23 protein-coding genes are annotated in these 25,464 nt (G+C 48.2%); 9 read left to right on the forward strand and 14 right to left on the reverse strand.

Going from position 1 to position 25,464, the window contains the following annotated elements; all coding sequences use genetic code 11:
* The 7 genes from ABY436_RS09825 to ABY436_RS09855 all read right to left on the reverse strand — a co-directional run.
* On the reverse strand, positions 1 to 820 hold an 820-nt coding region (locus tag ABY436_RS09825), incomplete at its 3' end, for a DUF4347 domain-containing protein (protein WP_372738798.1).
* Between the two features lie 178 nt (positions 821 to 998).
* Positions 999 to 2,588, reverse strand: coding sequence for an efflux RND transporter periplasmic adaptor subunit (locus ABY436_RS09830; RefSeq protein ID WP_372738799.1), 1,590 nt, complete (start codon positions 2,586 to 2,588; stop codon positions 999 to 1,001).
* A gap of 74 nt (positions 2,589 to 2,662) precedes the next feature.
* Positions 2,663 to 4,825 carry a biotin/lipoyl-binding protein gene (locus ABY436_RS09835; protein ID WP_372738800.1) on the reverse strand — a complete coding sequence of 721 codons (2,163 nt, stop codon included), beginning with the start codon at positions 4,823 to 4,825 and terminating at the stop codon, positions 2,663 to 2,665.
* A 3-nt stretch (positions 4,826 to 4,828) separates the two neighbouring features.
* On the reverse strand, positions 4,829 to 6,640 hold the full coding sequence (locus tag ABY436_RS09840) for an HlyD family efflux transporter periplasmic adaptor subunit (protein ID WP_372738801.1): 1,812 nt from the start codon (positions 6,638 to 6,640) through the stop codon (positions 4,829 to 4,831).
* 231 nt (positions 6,641 to 6,871) lie between these two features.
* Entirely contained in the window at positions 6,872 to 8,635 is a 1,764-nt protein-coding gene (locus ABY436_RS09845) for a 1-deoxy-D-xylulose-5-phosphate synthase (RefSeq protein ID WP_372738802.1), read from the reverse strand.
* A complete protein-coding gene (locus ABY436_RS09850) occupies positions 8,635 to 9,513 on the reverse strand; it encodes a polyprenyl synthetase family protein (RefSeq protein WP_372738803.1) in 879 nt (292 codons plus the stop codon). Before ABY436_RS09850 ends, ABY436_RS09845 begins: the two co-directional genes overlap by 1 nt.
* 4 nt (positions 9,514 to 9,517) lie before the next feature.
* Positions 9,518 to 9,760 (reverse strand): exodeoxyribonuclease VII small subunit, encoded by a 243-nt coding sequence (locus tag ABY436_RS09855; protein ID WP_090723836.1) that lies wholly within the window; start codon positions 9,758 to 9,760, stop codon positions 9,518 to 9,520.
* A gap of 235 nt (positions 9,761 to 9,995) precedes the next feature.
* Between ABY436_RS09855 and pomA the strand changes: the two genes are divergently transcribed.
* Positions 9,996 to 10,751: a flagellar motor protein PomA gene (gene pomA / locus ABY436_RS09860; RefSeq protein WP_372738804.1), complete on the forward strand. Its 756-nt coding sequence runs from the start codon at positions 9,996 to 9,998 to the stop codon at positions 10,749 to 10,751.
* Positions 10,752 to 10,763: 12 nt separating this feature from the next.
* Entirely contained in the window at positions 10,764 to 11,702 is a 939-nt protein-coding gene (locus tag ABY436_RS09865) for a flagellar motor protein MotB (RefSeq protein WP_372738805.1), read from the forward strand.
* A 68-nt stretch (positions 11,703 to 11,770) separates the two neighbouring features.
* On the opposite strand, the gene ABY436_RS09870 is transcribed toward ABY436_RS09865, so the two are convergent.
* Positions 11,771 to 12,076 carry a cytochrome c5 family protein gene (locus ABY436_RS09870; RefSeq protein WP_372738806.1) on the reverse strand — a complete coding sequence of 102 codons (306 nt, stop codon included), beginning with the start codon at positions 12,074 to 12,076 and terminating at the stop codon, positions 11,771 to 11,773.
* 204 nt (positions 12,077 to 12,280) lie between these two features.
* Positions 12,281 to 12,484 (reverse strand): hypothetical protein, encoded by a 204-nt coding sequence (locus ABY436_RS09875; RefSeq protein WP_372738807.1) that lies wholly within the window; start codon positions 12,482 to 12,484, stop codon positions 12,281 to 12,283.
* 353 nt (positions 12,485 to 12,837) lie between these two features.
* Here ABY436_RS09875 and urtA point away from each other — a divergent pair, with 353 nt between their 5' ends.
* From urtA to ABY436_RS09905, 6 genes are all read left to right on the forward strand, one after another.
* A complete protein-coding gene (gene urtA, locus ABY436_RS09880) occupies positions 12,838 to 14,103 on the forward strand; it encodes an urea ABC transporter substrate-binding protein (RefSeq protein WP_372738817.1) in 1,266 nt (421 codons plus the stop codon).
* Between the two features lie 90 nt (positions 14,104 to 14,193).
* Positions 14,194 to 15,816, forward strand: coding sequence for an urea ABC transporter permease subunit UrtB (gene urtB / locus ABY436_RS09885; protein WP_372738808.1), 1,623 nt, complete (start codon positions 14,194 to 14,196; stop codon positions 15,814 to 15,816).
* A gap of 3 nt (positions 15,817 to 15,819) precedes the next feature.
* On the forward strand, positions 15,820 to 16,920 hold the full coding sequence (urtC, locus tag ABY436_RS09890) for an urea ABC transporter permease subunit UrtC (protein WP_372738809.1): 1,101 nt from the start codon (positions 15,820 to 15,822) through the stop codon (positions 16,918 to 16,920).
* Positions 16,917 to 17,756 (forward strand): urea ABC transporter ATP-binding protein UrtD, encoded by an 840-nt coding sequence (gene urtD, locus ABY436_RS09895; protein WP_090723854.1) that lies wholly within the window; start codon positions 16,917 to 16,919, stop codon positions 17,754 to 17,756. Before urtC ends, urtD begins: the two co-directional genes overlap by 4 nt.
* 3 nt (positions 17,757 to 17,759) lie before the next feature.
* Positions 17,760 to 18,455: an urea ABC transporter ATP-binding subunit UrtE gene (gene urtE, locus ABY436_RS09900; protein WP_372738810.1), complete on the forward strand. Its 696-nt coding sequence runs from the start codon at positions 17,760 to 17,762 to the stop codon at positions 18,453 to 18,455.
* The gene (locus tag ABY436_RS09905) at positions 18,452 to 19,306 is read left to right on the forward strand and encodes an urease accessory protein UreD (protein ID WP_372738811.1); all 855 of its coding nucleotides are present in this window, start codon (positions 18,452 to 18,454) and stop codon (positions 19,304 to 19,306) included. The genes urtE and ABY436_RS09905 overlap by 4 nt, the downstream gene beginning before the upstream one ends.
* Before the next feature lie 756 nt (positions 19,307 to 20,062).
* Here the strand turns inward: ABY436_RS09905 and ABY436_RS09910 are convergent.
* The 5 genes from ABY436_RS09910 to ABY436_RS09930 form a co-directional block, all read right to left on the reverse strand.
* Positions 20,063 to 20,494 carry a DUF6691 family protein gene (locus tag ABY436_RS09910; RefSeq protein ID WP_372738812.1) on the reverse strand — a complete coding sequence of 144 codons (432 nt, stop codon included), beginning with the start codon at positions 20,492 to 20,494 and terminating at the stop codon, positions 20,063 to 20,065.
* Positions 20,494 to 20,937, reverse strand: a complete 444-nt coding sequence (locus tag ABY436_RS09915) for a YeeE/YedE family protein (protein ID WP_372738813.1) — start codon at positions 20,935 to 20,937, stop codon at positions 20,494 to 20,496. Before ABY436_RS09915 ends, ABY436_RS09910 begins: the two co-directional genes overlap by 1 nt.
* Positions 20,938 to 21,062: 125 nt before the next feature.
* A complete protein-coding gene (locus tag ABY436_RS09920; protein ID WP_372738814.1) occupies positions 21,063 to 22,808 on the reverse strand; it encodes a SulP family inorganic anion transporter in 1,746 nt (581 codons plus the stop codon).
* Between the two features lie 36 nt (positions 22,809 to 22,844).
* The gene (locus ABY436_RS09925) at positions 22,845 to 23,711 is read right to left on the reverse strand and encodes an MBL fold metallo-hydrolase (protein WP_372738818.1); all 867 of its coding nucleotides are present in this window, start codon (positions 23,709 to 23,711) and stop codon (positions 22,845 to 22,847) included.
* Between the two features lie 281 nt (positions 23,712 to 23,992).
* Complete coding sequence (locus ABY436_RS09930; protein WP_372738815.1) at positions 23,993 to 24,304, reverse strand: NifB/NifX family molybdenum-iron cluster-binding protein; 312 nt, start codon at positions 24,302 to 24,304, stop codon at positions 23,993 to 23,995.
* 223 nt (positions 24,305 to 24,527) lie between these two features.
* Between ABY436_RS09930 and ABY436_RS09935 the strand changes: the two genes are divergently transcribed.
* Positions 24,528 to 25,373 (forward strand): WYL domain-containing protein, encoded by an 846-nt coding sequence (locus tag ABY436_RS09935; protein WP_372738816.1) that lies wholly within the window; start codon positions 24,528 to 24,530, stop codon positions 25,371 to 25,373.
* The last annotated feature ends 91 nt before the right edge of the window (positions 25,374 to 25,464 follow it).

Genomic DNA, 25,464 nt, shown 5'->3' on the forward strand with positions numbered 1-25,464 from the left:
CAGACCAATTCGTTTGTGCCTGTAGCGAGAACGCAACATTGGCTTCTAGTTTGCCGGTCTGATATTCCAGATCCCAATCACCGCCCAGCTCTGCACTGCCGGTCAGATCATCAGAGGCGGCGATATCAGCGCCGGTCAGGTCGGCAATCTGATCGATCAATGCTCTGCCTTCTGCGGTTGCCGTCAGGTCACAGCCGTAAAAAAGAATATCCGCTTCGCCATCCAGAGACGCGCCCCAGGCTTGTAGCTGCTCACTGTGTTCTGCCAAACTCTGATTGTTGAGTTGCGTATTGCCAAGATCAACCGCACCATCAGCGCCGTGGGAGATAATATGAATCGCATTAAGGTTGGAATAGCTGCTCAGTGTGTCGCTGATCTGCTCAATACCGCTGCGGTTGGCATCAAGAATGACGACATCAATAATGCGTGTATCTGTTGATTGTAATTGCAGGTCATCAATTAATTGTTGGTAATCGGGGACTGTGGAATCAATAAAAGCCAGTTCATAGCTCAGTGCTGGCGGTGCATCGGGTGATACTAAAAATATGTCTTCAACAAAGCTTTTATCAGCAACGTTTGTATTATCAAGAGTGTTTTTTTCATCTGTATTATCTGCTTTAACCCGTTCGCTATTTATTCGCGCCGCTTCACTTTCTGCATTGCTAAGAATGCTGCTAACGCTACTCTCTGATTCCGCATGGGAGTCATGCGTCAGGACATCAAGACCCGGCAGGTCTGCAGAGAGTAGAATGCGCGGTTCCAGCCCTTCAAAAATGGGCGTGGCATATGCTTGCTTACGTCTGGAAGCCGGTTTTTTCATAGCGTGAGTGTCCAAGCCTGATGGGTGCTGATAATGACTGGTTATGTTTTACCTATACCCATTAAAAGTAGACCAGTGTGCTGGTTTCATCAAACACCGCTGTAGCTTTGTGCAGGCTGGTTTGGATGTTAATGGCTGGTTTGGAGTTTGGAGTTTGGGTGTTGCGGGCAGTTTTGGGTTACAGACTGGCTTTGGTGTCGCAGGATAGTGAGGGTGTGAGCGTGGCGGTATCTGCTATTGCTTGCAACGTGTTGCTTGCGAGCTGGGATAGGTCGCCATTGATTAATAACCAGTGGTGCTGTTTATATCGTGGTTCGAGCACTACATCAAAGCCTTTTTTTGTTAGTCTGCTTGCACGCAGTTCAGCACTGTCGTGGCCTTTATATAAACCGAGCGATACCTGATGTGGTTGATTATTCTGGCTTCTGATAAGAAAATGATCTTTATCACCTAATGAGCGCAGCTTGCTCAGGTAAGCATTCGCTTCTTTTTTTGTATCAAAGGGAGGTGATAATACTTTGATACCTGTCGGCTCATTGTCTGGCAGTGATTGTACGCTGATATCGATACCTGCAACGTGTATCGCGGTTGCTTTCTGGTTTGCTGTCGCCTCATCGTTATAGGGGCCTAACCAGGCACATTCAGTTGCTTCAGAGTGAGTGTCTGCTTCTAGCTTAGCTACTGTTTTTGTTTGTATTTCTGCTGCTGTTTCTTCTTGTTCAGCCGTGTTCGCTTCTACTTTTTCTTCTATTTGCTCTGGTGCAGCCGTTTCCAGTTTAAGATTACTCACTTGACCTGCTTCATTATCAGCAATCGGCTGCAACGGGGTCGTGTCTTCCTCTGGAATGAAATTGATACGACAGCGTAACCCCGCAGGAATTTTATAATCAGGATTATCCAATGTCAGGCGAACGCCATAAGTACCACTGGCGACATCGGCAACGCGATCAACACGGCTGACTTGTGCCTGCCATTTGCCACCGACGGCATCCGACCAGACATCTGCCATCATACCTTTCTGAATTTTACCCAGTTGTTGTACCGGAACAATAACTTCTACATGAAGCGGCGAGAGCTGTGCCACACGAACAACCGGTTGGTCATCAATATATTCGCCGACTGTTTTGAATCGATCCATGATAACGCCGGAGATAGGGCTACGAATGCTATGTTGCTCCAATACTTCCCGGGCACGGGCGACCTCCAGTTGAGCGAGTTTCTGGTTGTCTCTGGCCTGACGTAGCTGTAGTCGCGTTAGTTTTAATTCGGTTTCTGTCTGGTCCATGTCTTTACTGGAAATAACCTTCTTGGAAAACAGATCTTCAACCCGCTTGTACTGTCGCTGTCCGAATGCAGTATTGAGGCGACGTAAGTCAATTTCCGCCGTGAGTGCAGCCCGTGTCCGTGCTAACTCTAATGCGGCTGTATTAACACCTGATTCCAGGGTGGCGACTATTTCGCCTGACTGAATAAAATCACTACGATCAACCAATACCGTGCTCAATACTCCCGGAATACTACTGCCTAAATCCGCTACGATACTGGGATTAATGACGCAGTCTAAGGGCTCAAGTGCAGTGGCTGGCATGTGGGATGGCATGTGAGATAAATTTCTGGCTGGCGTGCCGGATGAGTCCCCTGATGCGATGGAGGGCAGTAGCATAGATAGCATAAGGAGTGCTGATAAGTGATGACCTATTCCCCGGGTGCAATCCATAATGTCCCTTAATGTCAGCTTGTATGTTTTATCTGTTAGCTTAGTTAGCATAGCAAGGGTTTTCGCCTTAATGTCTAATTTCTTTAGATTTATATTTCAAATGTCAGATTATTGATGCAATAAATTTACACTTCGAGATGGCTTAACAGTAGTTGATGAATACTTCTTTCCCATTGTTGCCATAAAGCTTCTGATCCATGATTCAGGCGAATATAAACACGTCCACCAATACCGGGTACCTGAGTGCCCTGAGGTAGTGCAAGATCCAATTGAAAAACCTTTTCTGTTGCTGTGAAGCCAGTTTCATCGCGCGTATCCACTGTGATGTCTCCACCGCCTAAAGCCCCCAGTGCCGGATGGGGCAGCTTAATGCTCCCGGCAGGTACTTCGCGTAATAAAGTCGCGGTTATTGGTGATCCTGTCTGGCCAGCCAGCATCACGTCGATTGATAAGGGTTTTGTACGTAATAGTCCGACGCTTTGCTGTTTGATGACCGCGCGCACAATCGGTTGTTTATCCTGTATTACATATCCCAGCACATCGCCCTGGTGTACAAATTGCCCCCGCAACTCATAGGGATTATGAAAAATGAAGCTCCCTTCTGCAGGGCTGCGTATCTGTAACCCTTTTATGCGAGCCTCTACTTGTGTTAGTTCGGCTGTGACTGCATTGATATCATCAGCGATCATGGCTCCCCGGACACGGCTGCGTTTTTGTTCTGAAGCTTGCTGTGTTCGCAGTTCGTTTAAACGTGCATAGAGTGTTTTTTGTCGGGTCAGCAGCGTCTCATCTTTGAGTTGAAAAAGTAGTTCTCCGGTGCTGACATGACTACCTGACGTGACGAATATTTCCGTCACAAAGCTATCCAGGTCACTCTGTACCTGGCTGTTGTCGTTAAGCGCTATCACGCCTTGAGCCTGCGTAATTAAGGGCACGGGTACCATCAGAAGACTGCTGATCAGAAGCAACGTAACACCTAGTGCAACAAAACCACGCGTTCTTTTTGCTTCTAAGCGTTGACTGGTGGCAAGAAAGGTAAACGTGCGGATCAGGGGTCTGATCAACTGTATAAAAACGGCCCAGCAGGCGAGGATAACGCCGACAATCAAAAACTCCGTGGACAGGTATAGTGCAATGCCGACCAGGATTGATAGCCGGTAGAGGGGAGAGGCGAATCCATAGAAAAAGAACCAGCCACTTTCGCCGTCGGCCGTCGCCGGCGAGCGTGTGTCGCTTAGCTTAAGTATATATTTTTGAATAAGGTAGATATAAAAACGACCTGAGCGTGATGCAAGGTTAGGAATCTCTACCAGATCTTCAAGCACATAGTAGCCATCAAAACGCAGTAAAGGGTTTCCGTTAAACAGCAGGGTAGAAATACTGCCGATCAGGGCCAGATTCAGGGCTGTTTCATGCACGATTCCGGGTTCGGTTAATAGCCATATAAAGAGTCCGAAGGCGGCCAGCAGTAACTCGACAAAAATACCGGCGGCGCCGACCATCGCGCGTCGCTTTTTATCACGAAAGGCTGAAGCAGCAGAAGCGTCAACATAAGGAACCGGCATAAATACCAGCAGGGTTATTCCGGTTTCGTGGACTTCACCCCCCCATGCCTTGACGGCCATTCCATGTCCTAATTCATGGAAAATTTTAACCACCGGGTAGAGCAGCCAGAATGATAATACTTCAGAGGCACTGAGTGTTTTAGCGCCGATAGCGGCGCTGATTTGTGATGTATTAGTTAATGCCAAAAGCACAGCGAGCAGCACGATACTCAGCCATATCCCCAGGCCCGTGTGTGAAAAAAAGAATCGTGCTATGGGCGCTAAATGGTCAAGCAAGCGGTTCGGGTCAAACAGTGGTATGCGTAATGATAGCGGGTTGCTGAGGGCGCGGCGTCGCTGACGCTTAGACTGTGAGTAACGATTAAGCACATCCTCAGCGCTGTGTGGCAGTGCTCCGCGAAGTACTTCAGCACCGTGAAGCTGCGCTAGAATCTGCATGATATCTTCAGGTGTGAGCGCCTGGTTAGTGTTACGCGACTCATTGGCAAGATGCATGATTTCCTGAACAGTGAAATCACCATTGAGTCGACCGATGACTTCAAATGCAGCGGCATTAAAGCGATTAAATCGTCCGGCTGATTCATCATGTAACAGATACCAGCGTTCGCCGCGATAATCCTGAACAAGAATACGAACATGTTTGCGCAGGCGTGGCTTTAACTCCGCGATATGCTGCCACAGCTGAGGTGTTTGTGGCGGAAGTACAGTATTAGCGGCTGTCATAGTTTAAAAACCCAGCGACCACGCCCACAGGCGTAATCGATTGAGTAATGACCAGGTCCACACTTTTAATATACTGGCACGGCCAATGTTAACTTTCGCAACGCCTTGCATGCCCGGGCGCAATCCCGGCTGTTCGTCAGTGATATCTGCTTCAACCCTAAAATGATTGTCGCCTTGTCCGGCGGTAGAAATAGGAACAATACGCGACACTGACAGTTGAATAGGTTGTTCTGGTAACCCGGCTAAACGTAAACGGCCTTGTTGCTCAGAGGCTATCCCGGCAATGTCGTGATCATTGACTTGTAATGCCACCCGGTAGCCTTCGGCGGGCACTATTTCAAAGAGTAATTGCCCACGCTCTACGGGTACGCCTAGCGCTCTGCTCCAGTCGCCACTGATCAATAACCCGTTAAAAGGTGCTCGTAACCGGGTATGCTGCAGTTGTTCGTCAATGTGATGTAACTGCGCATCTGTTTGTGCAATGCGTGCAATCAGAGCGCTGACTTGAGCTCTATCTCTGATGGCAAGGGCCTCCTGGTATTCCTTGGAATGTTTGTCGCGCTCGCTTAGCCATTTTTCCTGTTGCAGTAACAGATCCCGGTTATCTAAAGTCGCCAGTATCTGATCTTGTGTGACGCTATCGCCGGCCCTTGCGTTGGCCGTTGCGATATAGCTGCTAAAAGGAGCGACGACAGCTTGTTGCATTGATCCCTCAACGGTAGCCTGCGCCGTAACCAGATGGTCTGTTTCAAGGAAAGTAATGAGCAACAGAGCGACAAGACACATAGCCGTGATTGCTTTAAAACCTATGTTTCCAGCGCTTGTCAGGCGTTGTCCGTGTGTTCCTATTTTATGGAAAGAGTTTTTCCAGCCTGGTTGCGATTTGATTTGTCTCAGATGGAAGATGGGGGCCAGGTGTTGAGTTATTGTGCTCAGTTGATCGATCACTTTATTGTCAAAGCGGTTGGTTTTTTCACTGAATAACGTGATGACGCCGATTAACGTATTGTCGCAGGAAAGAGGTATAGAGCATATCGAGCCCTTGTTTGAATTTAAGAGCTGTTGCGCATGAATATGGATGGATCCGGGCTGGTCTGATGTATTGTCCGGAATAATAATAGGCTTGCCATATTCGATGCATTCTTCCATGGCAAATTCAATTTGGCTTACCCGCACAATACGTCGGTCAAATTGCAACTGATGAGACATGCCCAGAATCTGTACTTGTAAACCTTTGCAAAAACCGAGTACTACCCGCGAGCAATCGAAATTGTCGGCCAGATAATTACACAGATGATGTGCTGTGATCGCGAGTGGTTCATTTTTTGAGCATACGGCAACGGCGTCTAAGACAAGTGTGGGTGTTCGGCGGCGGTCACTGTAGTAACGCTCAAGTGTTTTTTCAGCCCAGATGGCACCCCACTGTAACAGTTGTAAGACTGCCTGACGCTGAGCTTCTGAGCGAATCTCCAGGGCTAAAACCACGGCGCCGATTACGCGGTCTTTCTGGAACAAAGGGTAGGCAACATAGTCGAAAACTTCTGCATTATTGCTTACCTCTTTTTGTGCGATGCCAGCGCCACCTTTAATTGTTTTACTAGCGATGCTTTGCAGTGTAGAGGATGTCTGACCCGAAGCCGGCCAGAGTGCCGCCGGTTTTAGGGAGCTTATATCGTTTTTTGCGGATAAAAAAATGCCACCATGGTTCACATCAGAAATCATTCTGCACTGCCAATCCAGCCAGTGTTCAATTTCTTGTGAATTGACCGGCGTGGTTTCGCTGCTGGTTAAATTGTCAGTGTTTGAATCAAGCATGCACTATCCAAAAAACATATAAGGGTATTTCTAAAAGCGGACAGCTTTTGTCTGATTTTTCAGGAGGTCTGTTTTAGTAAACCAATTTTCAGTAAACCAATTTCCGGTAAACCTAGAGTGTCCGTAACTTTTGTCTATTTGTTCAAAAATTATAGACCATAAATTCTAAGTCAAACCGGTTTGTTAACGAATGTTCAAATTAAGATAGGAATAAAAAATTAATCGAGGGGATTACAAATACTTAAATATGGTATTGACACATTGAGCCTCTCTGGATGCATGCTCTATCCAGCGGTCTGGAATGCCATGTATTTTCAGCGTACCTTGCCAGTCAGACTGTGCAACAAACTCGGCGACAGCGGAACCTGCACCACCCTGAACGGCATGGTCTTCAATACTGATAAAGTGTTGATGGGTTTTCATCAGAATGCTGAGCAGTTCGGTATCCAAGGGCTTAACAAAACGCATATCGACCAGCGTGTGTTGTTCTTTTTCAGCCAGTTTTTTTGCCTCGGCGAGGAAGGGGCCGAAGTTGAGGATGGCGGTGCCAGATCTCCCCGATATTAACAGCCTTGCTTTGCCTATTGGCAGGATCTCATCGTTACAGATGGGGGTTGGGCAGGTGCCGCTGCCACGTGGATATCTGACAGCAGCCGGGCCTTTATGTTGGTAGCCGGTGTTCAGCATCAGCCATTGTTCCTGCTCATCAGCCGGTGTCATGATGACCATGCCAGGTATACATCGCAGCGCTGCTATATCGAAACAGCCGGCATGGGTCGCACCATCTTCGCCAACAAGACCCGCCCGGTCGACAGCCAGCAGCACGTCAAGAGACTGAATGGCAATGTCATGAATAAGTTGGTCGTACGCACGTTGCAAAAAAGTTGAGTAGATCGCTACGACAGGCTTGGTTCCGGCGCAGGCCAGGCCTGCAGCGAAGGTTAAGGCATGTTGTTCTGCTATGGCGACATCGAAATAGCGTTCAGGAAAGGCGTGTGAAAACGCAATCAGGTCTGAGCCTTCGGGCATCGCGGGTGTAATGCCAATCAGTTTTTTGTCTTGTTGGGCTGTGTGCAATAACCAGCGTCCGAAATGGTTAGCAAAGGTTGCTTGTTTGGTTTTCTTCGGGCTAGTGATAGGTTCCAGTTTGGTAATCGCATGGTAGCCGACCGGGTCTGCTTCGGCGGGTTGAAATCCTTTACCCTTTTGGGTGGTAATGTGCAAAAACTGTGGGCCTGGTTTGTGCAGTGCGTCTTTCAATGCGGGTAGCAGTTCCCCGAAGTCGTGACCATCAATAGGCCCGCGATACTCAAAAGCGAGCGCTTCGAACAGGGCCGAAGTGGTTTCGCTGCGGCTGCCTTTAGCCCGCTTCAGGTCCTTTTTCAGATTCTTCGCCAGATAGGTTGCCAGACCGCCTTCATTACGCGAAATTGACATATCATTGTCGTTCAGTACTACCAGAATATTCGCGTTGGTATGGGCTGCATGGTTAAGCGCTTCAAAAGCCATGCCTGCGGTGAGTGCGCCATCACCAATGATTGCGACAGTTTTCGTCTCTTTGCCATTTAACTGGTCGGCAACCGCCATACCTAAAGCCGCACTGATGGATGTGCTGGAGTGGCCCGTGCCAAAGTCGTCGTAGGTGCTTTCTTCCCGCCGTGGAAACGGCGCTAATCCATTTTTATGACGCATGCTGAGCATCTGCTCACGGCGGCCCGTTAGAATTTTATGTGGATAACTCTGGTGACCAACATCCCAGACCATATGGTCTTGTGGGGTATTCAGCAGATAATGCAGTGCAATGGTGAGCTCAACCACGCCAAGACCCGCACCAAAATGCCCGCCGGTCTGGCCAACACTGTAGAGCAGGAAGGCCCTGAGTTGTTGTGCAATCTCGACGAGCTGCTCTTCAGGTAAGCGGCGCAGGTCAGCAGGAAAGTTGATGCTATCCAGTAGCGGAGTATCAGGACGCATTGTCGGGATATGCGTAAACATTAATGGGTCCGGCGAACAATGTAGTCAGCTAGCTGACGTAATAATATGCCTTGGTCGCCAAACGGTCGCAACGCATCGAGCGCGGCTTGATGAAGCTGGTCGAGTTTTGCTTTAGCGCCCTCCATACCCAGCAGAGCAGGGTAGGTCGGTTTGTTTTGTTGCAGGTCTGATCCCTGGGGCTTTCCTAATGTTTGGGTATCGCCTTCGATATCGAGAATGTCATCTTTCACCTGAAACGCCAGCCCGATAGCATCGCCGTAGGCAAGTAAGGCGGCTTTTAGTGACGTATCTGTACAATTGGCAGACAGGTAACCCAATTCTATGGAAGCGTTAATCAGTGCACCGGTTTTGTGGGCGTGCATCTGTTTTAGTTGTTCCAGGGTCAGCGCTTTATCTACATGGCTTAAATCAAATGCCTGGCCGGCAACCATCCCACGATCACCACTGGCTTTTGCCAGTACTGAGATCATCTGCAGTTTTGTATCGGCGTTATTCTCAGCGGTGGTTAATAGTTCAAATGCAAAGCACTGCAGGGCGTCGCCCGCTAAAATCGCAGTGGCCTCATCAAAAGCGATATGGCAGGTGGGCTTTCCACGCCGAAGATCATCATCATCCATCGCGGGCAAGTCATCATGTACCAGCGAATAGCTATGAATACACTCAATCGCACAGGCCGCTGGATCGGCTTTGCTGATATCACCATTGAGTAGCTGATTAACGAGGTAGACCAGCAATGGCCGGACACGTTTGCCGCCATTAAATAGCGCATAGCGCATAGCATCCTGAAGAAGGGGTTCTATACTGTTATGCACAAGTGAATGTTTGAGCTGCGCTTCGACACGATGATGATATGTTTTAATGGCGGTTTGCAGTGCCACGTGATTATTCCTGTTCTATGTGGAAAGGTGCAGTTTTCAGCTCACCGTTTTTGGACGTGAGAATTTCAACTTTCTGTTCGGCCTGGTCGAGTATTGTCTGGCACTCGCGGGTCAGTTTGATGCCTTCTTCGAAAGCACTAAGGGAAGCTTCAAGGGTTAAGTCCCCTTGTTCCATCTGGGTAACCAGTGACTCCAGATCAGCGAGCGCTTGTTCAAAGTCAGGTGTTTTTTTCTTGCGAGGCGTCATGGGATTCCTACTGGGCAAAGCGTAAAAAAACGAATCGAAAACTGATTCTAAAACGAATTTAAAACTCTTTCCAAAACTAAGGTTAAATCAATTCATAAAACTGCCGACATAAACCTATACTTACAACTGCCGACATAAAGCTATGTCGATAGAGTATACCAGTAATCTATTCTGGTATTATCCTCTAAAATAAAACAGACAAACAGGTATTAGCTTGTCTTAAAAGGAGATTTGTGTGGATATAGCGACGCTCGTCGGGTTAATAGGCAGCTTAGGTATTGTCGTTGCCGCAATGGTTACCGGCGGTGATGTAGGTACATTTGTTAACCCACCTTCTTTACTTATTGTGGTTGGCGGCACGCTGTTAGTCGCCTTGATGAAGTTTACATTGGGACAGTTTTTGACAGCCGGTAAAATTGCCGGTAAAGCCTTTATGTTTAAATCATTAAGCCCGGAAGACATTATCAACGAAACTGTTGAGCTGGCTGATGCTGCACGTAAAGGGGGGTTGCTCTCCCTTGAAGATAAAACCGTTAGTTCCGATTTTATGCAGCGCGGTATTCAGTTGCTGGTTGATGGACATGATCCTGAGATAGTGCGAACACTGCTGAATAAAGAGATGAAACTGACTTATGAACGCCATGAATTCGGGAGTGATATATTCAGAGCGATGGGGGATGTGGCACCGGCCATGGGGATGATCGGGACATTGGTAGGTCTGGTGCAGATGCTTGCTAACATGAGTGATCCTAAATCTATCGGGCCTGCGATGGCCGTGGCGCTTCTTACAACCCTGTATGGCGCGATGATCGCTACCATGATTGTCTTGCCGATGGCAGATAAATTATCGATGCGTAAGAATGAAGAAGCCCTTAATCAAGCACTGATTATTGATGGTCTGCTGGCCATTCAGGCGGGTCAGAATCCACGCGTTATCGAACAAATGCTCAGAAACTACCTACCTGAGAAAAAACGGGTTATGGCCAGTTAGAGGATTTGACACATGAGTGATGAAGAACAAGATTGTCCACCATGCCCTGCGGGGTTACCTGGCTGGCTGGCTACCTTTGCGGATTTGATGTCACTGTTGATGTGTTTTTTCGTATTGTTGCTGTCTTTTTCAGAGATGGACGTACTTAAGTTTAAACAGTTAGCAGGATCAATGCGGGAAGCCTTTGGTGTGCAAAATGAGATCAAGGTTGAAGATATCCCGAAAGGCACGTCGATTATTGCGCAAGAGTTCAGCCCTGGCCGTCCTGAGCCGACACCTATTAATGAAGTCCGTCAGATGACGGTTAACAATGATATGAATACGCTGGATATTCGTTCCGAAGTGGGAGAGGCAGAAAACCTCGATAAGCAACAGAATGAGGCTGAACTCATAGAGCAAATGCAACAGCAGTTGCAGGAAGAGGCCAAAGAGCAGGCGATTAAGTTTGCGACGGCGTTAGCCCAGGAAATTGGCGATGGTAGCGTTGAAGTCGAAACAAATGAGCTCAAGATAATTATCCGGGTTAAAGAAAAAGGCTCATTTCCCTCCGGTTCTGCTGAATTGAAATTTGAGTATATCCCTGTGGTAGCTAAAATTCGGGATGTTTTACTGGAAGTGCAAGGCGGGGTTTCCATAGAAGGACATACCGATAATGTGCCTTATTCTGGCAGAGCTTTTCAGTCCAATTGGGATCTGTCGGCAGCACGTGCATTGGCGGTGGCTAATGAGTTGTTTGATGACCCGCGTATTGACCAATCGCAATATCAGATTACTGGTCATGCAGACAGTAAGCCTCTGGTGCCGAATGACTCAGCGGCCAACCGAGCGACCAACAGGCGTGTGGAAATTGTCATCCAGAAAGGTAAAGATAAAGAGCTACTTGAAAAAATTCAGGCGAGAGGTTTTGGTGATTCAGAGGGTGAGCGTTTAGCGCCTAATGAGATTTTCTGAAAGGGTTCAGATTTTTCTTTATATACAAAAAAACCGCCAAAAGGCGGTTTTTTATTAACATCCGATTATTACTGAGAATTAGTTATCATATGCTCGACAGCTGCCGCTAATTCAGCATCAGTACAATCCATGCACGTACCTTTTGGAGGCATAGCGAGAATGCCTGATGTGGCTGTGGCTAGCAGTGCATCAGCACCTTTAGCGATACGGGGTGCCCAAGCGGCCGCGTCACCTAGTTTTGGTGCGCCAGCAATACCGGAGTCATGACAAACGAAGCATTTGGTTTTGTAAACTTCTTCACCAGTGCGTTCAGCGTTAGCAGCAGCAGGAAGCAACATTGCAGCAGCAGCTGCCAGAATCAGAACTTTTTTCATAGTAATACCTTTTATAGGTTCACGTGTTATTAGTATTCAGGTAACAGATGGCAGTTTAGATTTTTCACCATAAGTAAAAATAGATGAAGTGGTATTAATATGCCATGAATAATAAGTCTGATGTAAGAAAGTACTGTTTGACATGATAAATATCAAGAAGCGGCAATGTTATGAGCGGAATAACAATGATCGAGCCTATGTTTGTTATCCTCGTAGCCTCATTGCATATCTCGCCTGATGATACTGGCTGTGGAGCGCTCGCTGTTGTGATTGTTTACTAGCGACAAGTTCGACTCCGGCCTGCTCTGTTATCTCCTGTGGACCATTTAATAATTTTTTTGCATCGGTCATTGAATAACCGCGTTTCAGCAATTGCGTCAGCTGAACACTTATATGATGGTGTTCCATCTTTGTTTCCTCTTTTTTTATAATTTAGCCATGTCATCATGCATTAGATATGTGACAGTTTTATGTCTGACAGCAGGAAAGTGATTTAATTTCATGCCTGAATAAAATCGATTAGGTTTGCGCTATAAAGCTGCGCTATAAAGCTGCGCTACAGGTGCGCCCTAAAAAGGTGCGCGCTTTCGTTTATCTATTTAAAACGTGGTCGATTTTTGTGCGTTGCGATATCAGTTAGTGACTTTTATTCTTGTTAAACTATTGAATTTGAATATGAATTAAAAAATGGAATGGCTTGTGCAGTAGGCTCCCTAACTATAATGAAAGGAGCATCAACGGTGAATACATTTAAAAAGACAATGTTAGGCGCGGCTTGTGCAATGGCGCTTTCGGCTGGTTCCCAAGCGGCTTTGGCAGAAGACACTATTAAAGTAGGTATTTTACATTCGTTGTCCGGCACGATGGCGATCAGTGAAACTACCCTGAAAGACACTATGTTGATGCTGATTGATGAGCAGAACGCTAAAGGTGGATTGTTAGGCAAAAAACTGGAAGCGGTTGTTGTCGATCCTGCATCCAACTGGCCGTTGTTTGCTGAGAAAGCACGTGAACTCATTTCTAAAGAAAAAGTAGATGCAGTTTTTGGATGCTGGACATCGGTATCGCGTAAATCTGTATTACCCGTTTTTGAAGAAACTAACAGCTTACTGTTTTACCCCGTGCAGTATGAGGGTGAAGAGTCCTCTAAAAACGTATTCTATACCGGCGCAGCGCCCAACCAGCAGGCGGTTCCTGCCGTTGATTACCTGATGAATCAAGGTGTTGAACGCTGGGTTCTGGCCGGCACGGATTATGTTTATCCACGTACTACTAACAAAATTCTTGAAGCCTACCTTAAAGCGAAAGGGGTAGCGCCTGAAGATATCATGGTGAATTACACGCCGTTTGGTCACTCTGACTGGCAGTCAATCGTTTCAGATATTAAGAAATTCGGCTCAACAGGTAAGAAAACTGCTGTTGTATCTACCATCAACGGCGATGCGAACGTTCCTTTCTATAAAGAGCTGGGTTCACAGGGCGTCGCTGCTTCTGATATTCCTGTCGTTGCTTTCTCGGTAGGGGAAGAGGAGTTGTCGGGTATTGATACAAGCCCACTGGTCGGTCATTTGGCTGCCTGGAACTACTTCATGAGTGTTGATAGTGAAGCCAATGATGAGTTTATCGATGCATGGCAGAAGCACGTCAAAAATGAAGACCGTGTTACTAATGATCCAATGGAAGCGCATTATTTAGGTTTCAACATGTGGGTTGAAGCGGTTAAAAAAGCAGGGACAACCGATCCGACCGCCGTACAGGAGTCTATTATCGGCGTTGCTGTTCCTAACCTGACTGGCGGATACGCCACCATGATGCCTAATCATCATATTACTAAGCCTGTCCTGATTGGTGAAATACAGGATGATGGTCAGTTTGAAGTGGTCTGGAATACCTCAGGTACCGTGGCTGGTGATGCATGGTCTGATTACCTTGAAGGTTCTAAGGATCTGATCTCTGATTGGAGAGCGCCTCTGTCCTGCGGTAACTACAACGTTAAAACAGCCAAGTGTTCCGGGCAAAACTTTTAATCCGGCATTGATAACTTATCGTTGATTCAAAGAGCCTGTTTGCGATTTTGCAGGCAGGCTCCTTCCGAAGTCCCCGCGTGAGAGTTTTTTATGATGACCTTTAACATACGCCATATTTTCCGGTATCTGTTGAGCTGTCTGTTCCTCGTATCGGTGTTAATCAGCAGCCCTGTGATGGCGGCTGATGATTCGTTACAAGAGGTGAGTCAGTTACTGATCGATGGTGATTTTGATGAGAAGAGCCGTGCGTTGTCGCGATTGGCAGAAACATCACATCCGCGTACCAGTGAAATACTGCAGCTTTTGTCTGATAGCCAGCTCTACTACCACAAAAAAGAAAAGCAGCTGTATATCATTACCGATTATGACAAAGGAAAAGTCGCGAAAGACCTGGCGGGCAATGAGCAGGTTATTACAAAAAAACGAGATTACAAAAAAGTCACGCTAAACAATAAAATGCGTGGCGTGATTAATCGAATTAAAGCGGAGTTGGGGCTGAATGCCGACAACCCGCAACAGCGTGAAGCAGCGGTGCGCGATCTGCTTAAAGATATTACGCCCGATACTGTGACCACGCTAAAAGCTCGCTTTTTTATCGAAGAGAATAAAAAAGTACGTGAGATGATCAATATTGCACTGGCTATCAATGATCTCAAAAGCAGTGATGACGTACTGCTGTCCAATGCAATAAAACAGTTAGATGGTTCCCTGGAGCAAGAGTCACGCGGTGCGTTAATGACATTTGTTTCTGCAACCGAAAGCCCGCAGCTGAAAAAGCAGGCACAGATTGTACTAAAAGGTATTGAAGACAAAGTTCAGTACTATGGCTGGTTAGAGACTTTCTATTTTGGTTTAAGTCTGGGTTCAGTGCTGGTGTTGGCCGGTATCGGTTTAGCGATCACCTTCGGGGTGATGGGTGTCATCAATATGGCGCATGGCGAACTCATCATGATCGGTGCTTATACGACCTACGTTATTCAGTTACTTATGCCTGATCATATCGAGTGGTCTATTTTGGTCGCTATTCCGGCGGCGTTTGTCGTTTCTGGTTTAGTCGGCATCGCCATCGAGCGGGGTGTGATTCGTTTTTTGTATGGACGACCTCTGGAAACGCTGTTGGCAACGTTTGGTATCAGCCTGATTTTACAACAGGCCGTTCGTTCAGTTTTCTCTCCGTTGAACCGCAGTGTCGAAACACCTGACTGGATGAGTGGATTAATTCAGATTAATCCGGTGTTTTCTCTCACCTTAAGCCGACTCTACATTATTTTATTCTGCCTGATCGTATTTGTAGCATTACTGCTGGTGCTGAAAAAGACCGCACTGGGGTTGCAAGTGCGTGCGGTATCACAGAACCGTGCGATGGCACGCGCGATGGGTATACGTTCTAACCGTGTCGACGCGTTAACCTTTGGCCTTGGTTCAGGGGTTGCCGGTATTGCGGGCGTAGCATTATCTCAGTTGACCAACGTAGGGCCAAACATGGGGCAGGCGTACATTATCGACTCCTTCATGGTGGTGGTGTTCGGCGGTGTGGGTAATCTGTGGGGCACATTGGTTGCCGGGTTAAGTCTGGGTGTGGCTAATAAGGTGCTCGAGCCCTGGGCTGGCGCTGTGCTCGCTAAAGTACTGATGTTGATTTTTATTATTCTGTTTATTCAGAAGCGACCACGCGGGCTATTCCCGCAACGTGGCCGTGCGGCGGAGGGTTAAGCCATGGGACTGCTGAACATTTTGAAAAACGACCGTGGCGGCCAGATTATGCTGGGAGTGCTGTTGGTGATAACCATTCTGGTGCCACTGCTTAATCTGCTGGTTCCTGAATCTAACCCACTGCATGTACCCACTTATACGGTCACCTTGATGGGTAAATACCTGACGCTGGCGTTATTAGCGGTGGCTGTCGATCTGGTCTGGGGATACTTAGGCATATTGACGCTCGGACATGGGGCTTTTTTTGCCCTAGGCGGATATGCCATGGGCATGTACCTGATGCGTCAGATTGGTGATCGTGGTGTATATGGTAACCCTGAATTACCCGATTTTATGGTCTTTCTAAACTGGCAGGAGCTGCCATGGTTCTGGCAGGGGTTTGATCAGTTCTGGTTTGCCGCCATTATGATCATGCTGGTGCCCGGCGTGTTGGCGTTTGTGTTTGGCTGGCTGGCATTTCGTTCGCGGGTATCCGGTGTATATCTGTCGATCATCACTCAGGCAATGACCTATGCGCTGATGTTAGCATTTTACCGTAATGAGATGGGATTTGGCGGTAATAACGGCTTAACCGACTTTAAAGACCTGCTGGGTTTCTCGTTACAGGAAGACAGTACCCGAATTACCTTGTTTGTTTTATCGGCCGTCGCGTTAGCTGCAGGCTATCTGCTGTGTCGGCATATCATGAATAGCCGGCTGGGGCGGGTCTGTATTGCTGTGCGCGATTCCGAATCCCGCGCTCGTTTCATGGGCTACCGGGTCGAAAATGTAAAACTCTGGATCTTTATTATCTCTGCGATGTTGGCGGGTATTGCCGGTGCTCTGTATGTGCCACAAGTGGGCATTATCAACCCGAACGAATTCTCACCGATCAACTCGATTGAAATCGTTGTGTGGGTGGCGGTAGGCGGAAGGGCAACGCTTTATGGTGCTGTGATTGGTGCGTTATTAATCAATTACGCGAAAACCTATTTTACTGCCGAGCTGCCGGAAATCTGGCTGTTCGCTTTAGGTGGGATTTTTGTACTGGTTACCTTGTTGTTACCAAAAGGGGTAACAGGATTTGTCGCTAAGCTGCAGCAGCGCAAGGAGGTACAGGCATGAGCATTATTACTGCATTAGAACATGTCGTTGACCGTGAGCATGTCTACCCGTTTCTGGTGCCTAAGCAGGCACCAACACTGGATGTCTCGCATAAGGTTTTGCTCTATCTGGAAGGTATTTCGGTCAGCTTCGATGGCTTTAAAGCGATCAATGACCTGAACCTGTATATCAATGATGGCGAACTGCGCTGCATCATCGGCCCCAATGGCGCCGGTAAAACCACCATGATGGATATCATCACAGGGAAAACGCGGCCCGATTGCGGCTCAGCCTGGTTCGGGCAAACCATCGATCTGTTAGCCATGGATGAACCCGCTATTGCGCAGGCAGGCATCGGCCGCAAGTTTCAAAAGCCAACCGTATTTGAAGAACTCAGCGTATGGGAAAACCTCGAACTGGCGATGGCAGACGACCGCGATGTCTGGTCGATATTCAATGCGCGTCTGAATAGCGAACAAAGCAGCATGCTACTGGAAACCATCGAACTGATTGGTCTGCAGGAGAATGCCAAAATGCCGGCAGGCCGACTATCTCACGGTCAGAAGCAGTGGTTAGAGATAGGTATGTTACTGATGCAAAAACCGCGTTTACTCCTGGTAGATGAACCGGTAGCCGGGATGACCCACCAGGAGATGGATCGTACTGCTGAACTGTTAATCTCGCTGGCCGGGCGCCATTCAGTGGTTGTGGTTGAACATGATATGGACTTTGTTCGTAATCTGGCGGGTGACGATCGTACTGTCACAGTGCTTCACCAAGGCAGTGTTCTGTCGGAAGGGCGCATGAGCAAAGTACAGCAGGACCCGAAAGTGGTCGAAGTTTATTTGGGAGAGTGATGGATGCTGCATATCGAAGGTCTTAATCAGTTTTACGGGCAAAGCCATACACTCTGGGATGTAGACCTGCACGTGCCGGAAGGTCAATGCACGGTGTTGATGGGACGTAATGGTGTGGGCAAAACCACTTTGTTACAATGCATCATGGGACACCTGGCGGTGAAAAGCGGAAGCATCACAATGGCGGGCAATGACCTGATGAAAACATCGGTTGAACAACGTCCGCGCCTTGGGGTTGGTTATGTACCGCAAGGACGGCAGATCTTTCCATTGTTGAGTGTGGAAGAAAACCTGCAAACCGGATTGCCTGTCAGGGCGCGCAACGACCGCAAGATTCCCGACTACATCTTTGATCTGTTTCCGGTACTGGCTGAAATGATGCATCGTCGCGGTGGAGATCTTTCCGGAGGACAGCAGCAACAGCTCGCCATCGGGCGTGCACTGGTGGTTAATCCTAAGTTATTGATTCTGGATGAGCCTACCGAAGGGATTCAGCCCAATGTAGTCACAGAGATTGGTGACATCATTCGTAAACTCAATCGCGAAATGGGGTTAACCGTATTACTGGTTGAGCAGAAACTACCTTTCGCGCGTAAAGTCGGCGACCGTTTCTGTATTCTTGACCGTGGGCGGCATGTAGCTGAAGACGACATGGCCAAACTCGACGATCAACTGGTTAAAAAGTACCTTACCGTATGAACGCACCCGTTACCAACCTCAAAGCTCCGTCATCTTCAATCGGCTGGAAAGCCAGGCTGCATCTGGGTTATCAGCACCGGCAGGGCAAAACTCGCCTGGTGGATCGCCTGCAGCGCGGCCCCCTCGCGGTGCAGCGGCCTTTACATCCCGAAGGCAGTCCTTGTCATACGTATCTGTTGCATCCTCCTGGTGGCGTTGTGGGCGGTGATCAACTGGATATTCGCGTGCATACCCAGACAGGTGCACATACGGTTATTACTACCCCGGGTGCCACTAAATTTTATCGTTCCGATGAAAAAATGGCTTACCAGCACCAGACACTGACCGTTGAAAAAGACAGCACTCTGGAATGGCTGCCGCAAGAGAATATCTGCTTTCCCGGAGCCCACGCACAAATACACAGCGACATCCATCTGACACAGGGAAGCCGCTTTATCGGCTGGGAGCTACAATGCCTCGGCCGTCCTGCCAATCAGGAACGATTCAGTCATGGCAGTATCGATGCCAAAACCCGTGTATTCATAGATGACCAGATCACACTGGTCGACCAGATGACAACACAGGCCGATAGCTTAATAGATAGCGCCTCCGGGCTAAGAGGTTACGCTATGAGTGCCACGCTGATAGCGGGTACTATTGAAGCCGAATACCTTGAACCGGTACGCGCCGTACTCGAAAGTTTTGATCCGCAACTACCCGTCGGTGCTACCTGCGTAGATGGTCTGCTGGTGGTACGAATGCTCGGCAACAATACCGAAGATATTCAAAATGTCCTTATTCCCGTTTGGAAAACACTGCGCGAACAATGGCTGCAGATCCCTGCTTGCCCACCCAGAATCTGGGCCACCTGATAGACCGGAGTCCATCAATGTGAGGCTAGTGGATTATAAATAAATCCTACGATTTGTCCGCACAAGCCTGGCAGGCTCGGCAGGGAGAACGGAAAATATCTTACCCTGATGTACTAGATGATAAACAGATTAAAGGCAAAGCCACCGCTACCGATAACCAGTGCAATGATAGCACCCATGCTGACGCCTTTTTCTTAGTGCTCCCACAACAAGATGCCTCTTGGCTGGCACCACTGCCTGTGCTGCATCCTGAAGTTTTAGTCTCAAGTATTTCTTGTTTGATATAACGATCAAATCCAAAATATTGTAATAGAATCCCTGCAATTACAGATGCGCTTAGCGCTAATCCTGCATGCCACAGAGTTACTTTTAGCCCTAATACAGGAATAAACAGAGCAATAACAATGGTGTTACGGCACCTAGCCCCGCAGCAGTTAGATAGCCTCGTCCTTTACGCCCTCCTAATAGATTCTGAATTCTCTCAGCAGGCAATTTTTGGTTTATCAGAGCAACTGCATAGTTAATGATGATGAAAAGAAAAGTTAATTCGATAAATAGCTTTAAAAACATGTCAGCACTGTTTATTAGCATCAACTGAGTGTCGGGGTTTGTTATTAAACTTTTCAGGTACTCATACATTAAAGAGGAATGCTGTATTAACGAATGCTTATAACTGTCGCTGTCACATTTGGCTTTACGTCGGGTTCACTCCCTGAGCCCTTTCATCTTTTATGATGTTGAAGAGTTGCTTTCTGCTCAATTCTTGCCGTGTGCAAGCACCCATCGGGTGGCAAATGTTCCTAGCACAAACGCAGCAAAAGTAATGAGTATATCCAGGTTGGCGAAGCTCAGTGAGGTAATGAGCGGGCCGGGGCAGTAACCTGCAAGGCCCCATCCGATACCGAAGATGATGCCGCCGATGACGATCCGTTTATCAACCTCGACCTTTGAGGGAATGCGAAAATATTCAGCCAGCAGCGGGCGCTGGCGCTTCAGAATAAACGGTGTGGCGATGGCATTAACAGCCAGGCCGCCAGCCATTACAAAGGCCAGGGTTGGATCCCAGTTTCCAAAGATATCCAGAAAGTTCAGGACCTTGGCCGGGTCGATCATTTGGGATACACCAAGCCCTAAACCAAACAGCGTTCCGGCAGCGAGTGTGGCTAACAGACGAATAAGGTTAGACATTACACCGCTCCCACTAGGTGGCGAACGATATAGACAGTCATTATCGCACTTCCCATAAAGCAGAGGGTGGCGATTAAGGAGCGCGGGCTACGCCTTGCCAGACCGCAAATACCGTGGCCACTGGTGCAGCCTGTTCCAATTTGAGTGCCGATGCCGACCAGAAGGCCGCCGATGATGAGAAGCGGCGTATCTGCCACTGCCTGGATATGTTTAACCCCCACGCCTAGCCCTGACCATTGATAGATGAAGCCGCCGAGTATTAGCCCTAGCACGAATACCAGCCGCCAGCTCATGCTGTCTTTCTCTTCGGGATAGATGATGCCGCCAGCGATGCCTGATATTCCGGCTATGCGTCCTTGAGCCAGTAGCAGGAAGGCCGCTGCCAGACCAATCAGCGCACCGCCCAGTAAGGCTGACACAGGAGTGAAATTGATAATTGTCATAAAAATATACCTGTTGATAAATAGCGCCTTTTCAAGGCTCGCCAATGATTAATAGTTAGTTTAAAAATGCAGGCTGGAGTCCTGCTCCTGAGCAGGTGTTGACCCTGATTTCTAGCCAGATACCGCTACGGATTTTCAACAGGTTCAGCTGCTGTAAGATAACGGTCTGCTTTCAATGTTTTCCAGGCATCATAGGTGCTCATAAATACCATGCCGTTTAAATATTGCGGGAAATCTACGGCTTTAAGTCTGTCCATTACCGGGCCTTTTACTTCGGCCAGATGGAGCTTGATACCCGCGTCTCGCAGCCGCTGAGAGATCACTTCAAGGCTGTCGAGGGCGGAGGTGTCGATATGATTGACGGCCTGACAGCTCAGAATGAGGTGCTGCATCTGAGGGTGCAGGGCGGTCAGTTCTGATATCCGGTCTTCCAGATAGCGGGCATTAGGGAAATAGAGACTTTCATCAATGCGCAGAATTAAAATACGCGGATCAGTTTCAACCTGGTGGCGTTCGACATTACGAAAATGCTCTGTGCCTGCTATACGTCCGATCACTGCGCTGTGTGGAAGGCTGGTACGGTAAAGATGCAACGCCAGGGATAACCCGACGCCTGCCATAATACCTGCTTCTACGCCTTGTAGCAGTGTGATGAGGATCGTGACCAATATTGCTGAAAAGTCAGTGCGGGAGTATCGCCAGGTATGTTTGATCGCATGTAGATCGATTAGCGATAGCACCGCCACAATGATAGTCGCGGCTAGCGTTGCTATTGGCAAGTTGCCTAGTAGTGGGGTAAACCAGAGAATGACGGCCATTATGCCCAACGCTGTCAGGGCGCCCGCCGCAGGTGTCTGTGCGCCCGCATCGAAGTTGACGACTGAGCGTGAGAAGCCGCCGGTTACCGGCATGCCTGCACTGAAAGCCGCACCCAGATTGGCACTTCCCAAGCCAATAAGTTCCTGATTTGGATCGATCCGCTGACGACGTTTAGCGGCCAGTGTTTGGCCTACCGATACCGACTCAACAAAACCAACAATGCTGATCAGCAATGCGCCGACAGCGAGTTGGCTCCATAGACCGGTATCAAAAACAGGTAGCGTCAGAGGTGGCATACCCGCAGGGATCTGACCGACCACGGCAAGCCCTGAATCTGCCAGCGCGAAGTACCCGGAGATCCATGTGGTCACTGCCACTGCAATGATTGGCGCGAGGCGTCCTAACCCTGATGCCAAACCCGCAGGGACGCCTAACCTGGATAGCATTGGTTTGAGCCACCAGCGTGCCGCATAAAGAAATATAAGAGTGCCTGTGCCCATAGCCAGGGTAATCAGGTGCAGGTTTGGTATTTGTTGAGCAAGATCAGAGAAGAGTGACAGCAAGTTGTGGCCGCTGGCAGATACACCTAGCAGATGCTTCAGTTGGCTGAAGGCTATGATGACTGCTGAGGCCGTAATAAAACCTGATATAACCGGGTGACTCAGAAAGTTGGCGAGAAACCCCAGTCGTAGTAGCCCCATCAGGGTTAGCATGGCTCCTGAGAGGAAGGTCAGGAGCAATACACTGGTGATATATTCGGAACTGCCAGGTAATGCGATGGCTCCGGCAGTGGCGCCGGTCATCAGTGCAATAACAGCCACAGGTCCTACCGATAATGTGCGGCTGGTACCAAAAACGGCATACAGCAATAGCGGCGCTATGCTGGCGTAGAGTCCTACCTCAGGCGGAAGACCTGCCAGCATGGCATAGGCCAGCGACTGAGGAATCAGCATCACGGTAACAATCACTGCAGCCAGCAGGTCCTGATTAAAGGTACTGATGCGATAGTCAGGTAACCATTCCAGTATGGGAAAAAATCGTTTGATATTCACTCTGATCCTTGGAATCGCCCGTTTACACCTCAGGGGTTAAAACAAATTAATAGGCACTTTCAGGTAGACCTGGCCATTTTCTTCGGGCGAAGGCATTTCTCCGCCACGCATGTTTACCTGAACCGCCGGTAGAATCAGCGCAGGCATGCCCAGAGTGGCGTCGCGTTCAGTGCGCATGCGCACAAAATCTTCTTCGCTGATGCCTTCGTGTACATGAATATTATTGTTGCGCTGCTCAAGCACCGATGTTTGATTAACAAAATTTTCCCGGCCGGGTGCTTTGTAATCATGGCAGAGGAACAGGCGGGTACTATCGGGCAGGCTGAGAACTTTCTGAATAGAGTGATACAGTGTTTTGGCATTACCGCCCGGAAAATCACAGCGAGCGGTGCCGTAATCCGGCATAAACAGGGTGTCACCGACAAAGGCTGTATCGCCAATCACATAGGTAAGGCAGGCGGGCGTATGTCCTGGCGTATGCATTACATAGCCTTCTAGTTGACCAATACTGAACGTGTCACCCTCTGCAAAGAGTCGGTCAAACTGGCTGCCATCACGAGCAAACTCGTTACCTGCATTAAATGCTTCACCAAAGGTGTCCTGTACGATCACAATGTTTTCGCCGATGGCGGTTTTACCACCCAGTTGCGCCTGCAGATAAGGTGCCGCTGAAAGATGGTCGGCATGCACGTGGGTTTCCAGAATCCACTCGACGACAAGGTGTTGGCTCTGAATATAATGAATGATCTGATTAGCGGAACGCACATCGGTGCGGCCGCTGGGATAGTCAAAATCCAGCACTGAGTCGATAATCGCGCAGCTATTGGATTGAGGGTCACGGATCACATAGCTAAATGTGTTAGTCGGCTCGTCAAAGAAGCCCGTGACGTGCGGGGAAGCTATCGTTTGTTGCTTATTAGTCACGGATAATCTCCTGTTACATCAGCGTAAAAAATAAATTCAGTGTTTCTATGGTTCTCTACTCATAGCACTGTGCCAGAGCATATACCGCTACCCCTCGTTCAGGATAGATAAACCCAGTAGCTCACAGTTACGCTTGTTGAATTCAGGTGCCATTTTGGCAAATACCATAAATTCGGTATAGCTCTTTGATATTAGTTGTGCCTAATTTAACATATAAATTAATAGAATAACAATATAACTATTAGTGCTATAGTTTTTTTCTATGACATCTGAAGCGCCTGGTTTACTGCATCAACAGGATCGCTCACATCGGTGAGCAACGCTTGAATTCCCTTTCTTTTTAAACGCTGAGCTAGTCCGCTCCCCATGCCAGCCGTAATCAGAACATCGATGTCATCTAACGGATGTTCGGCATGCGGGTCGCTTTCCCGAAAACTTTGTTCTTTGGGTAGCTCTAACAATTGTTTAGTCAGGATCTGGTTGTCTTTAACAGTGAATATCCAGAATTTTCGACAGGCACCTGCATGTTCAGTGACAGTTTTGCGATTCTGGCTGGTAACGGCAATTTTCATGACCTGATCTCTCTACAGGGTATGGAGGTGAAGTGTAACGTGGGTATATTATAACTTTATTAAATTAGATATATCTGATGTTTTGAGCTCAGTAGTAATAAGTGTCAATTTCTATGGAGGTGTCGCATCAAGAATAGGGGCTGCTTAATAGGGTTGATTTCTTCTCAATAGGGCTTATGCTTATGCCACAAAATGGAATAGCCACTAGCAGTATGGAGCGCTGATGATCAACCCTGAAAACCCCGGCTTTATTGAAAGTGGGCGCTTTCGTATTATCGAAGTGTTTGCTTTATGGGAAGGGCGGGCCAACACCACCCATCTGCAAAATATCTTGAAAATCAGCCGCCAGACGGCTTCAGAGATTATCCGCCAATACCAAAAACGGCACCCCATCAACCTTGCATACAACGCTTCCTTAAAAGGATACGTACCCACTGCTGAGTTTACGCCTCACTACTCTTTGGGAAGTATCGACGAATACAATCAAACGCTGTTACATAGCCAGCATCCTGAATATGTGTCAATTGCAGAGACAGGTTTTACCCATCTGGATGCACCACTACGCAAAATATCCCCCGCATTGGTACAGCCCATTATCCGCGCGATCCGAGACAAGCTAAGGCTCGATATCGGCTACACCTCCATCACCAACCCAGAATATGAAAGCCGGATAATAGAACCCCACAGCCTGGTTTTTGAAGGTATGCGCTGGCACGTTCGGGCCTATTGTTGCAAAAATCAAAGTTACCGCGATTTCGTGCTGTCGCGCTTCAACGGCGAATTTGCTTTTGAAGGCCCCGCCACTCACTTCGCCGCGCAGGATGAAAACTGGAATACCTGGCTGGAATTGATCATAGAACCTGATTCGCGCTTAAAACCCGAATCGCGTCGCATCATCGAAATGGATTACCAGATGGAAAACGGAGAACGCATCATCCCGGTGAGAGCCGCACTTCTCATGTACCTCACACAAAAACTACGCCTGGATCATTACCAAACCACACCAGAAGCACAACAGATTATCATCAACCCGGAATGTCTGAAAAAGATCGCGCCGTACCTGCCTTAAAATTTGACGTGTGTTTATCCACAGGATTGCGACAAAGCAGCAAAACGCATCCAATACAGGGGTCAGGACGACAAAGGGAAGACGGCACAGG

It is taken from the genome of Neptunomonas sp., assembly GCF_041601355.1.
Lineage (GTDB): Bacteria > Pseudomonadota > Gammaproteobacteria > Pseudomonadales > Balneatricaceae > Neptunomonas.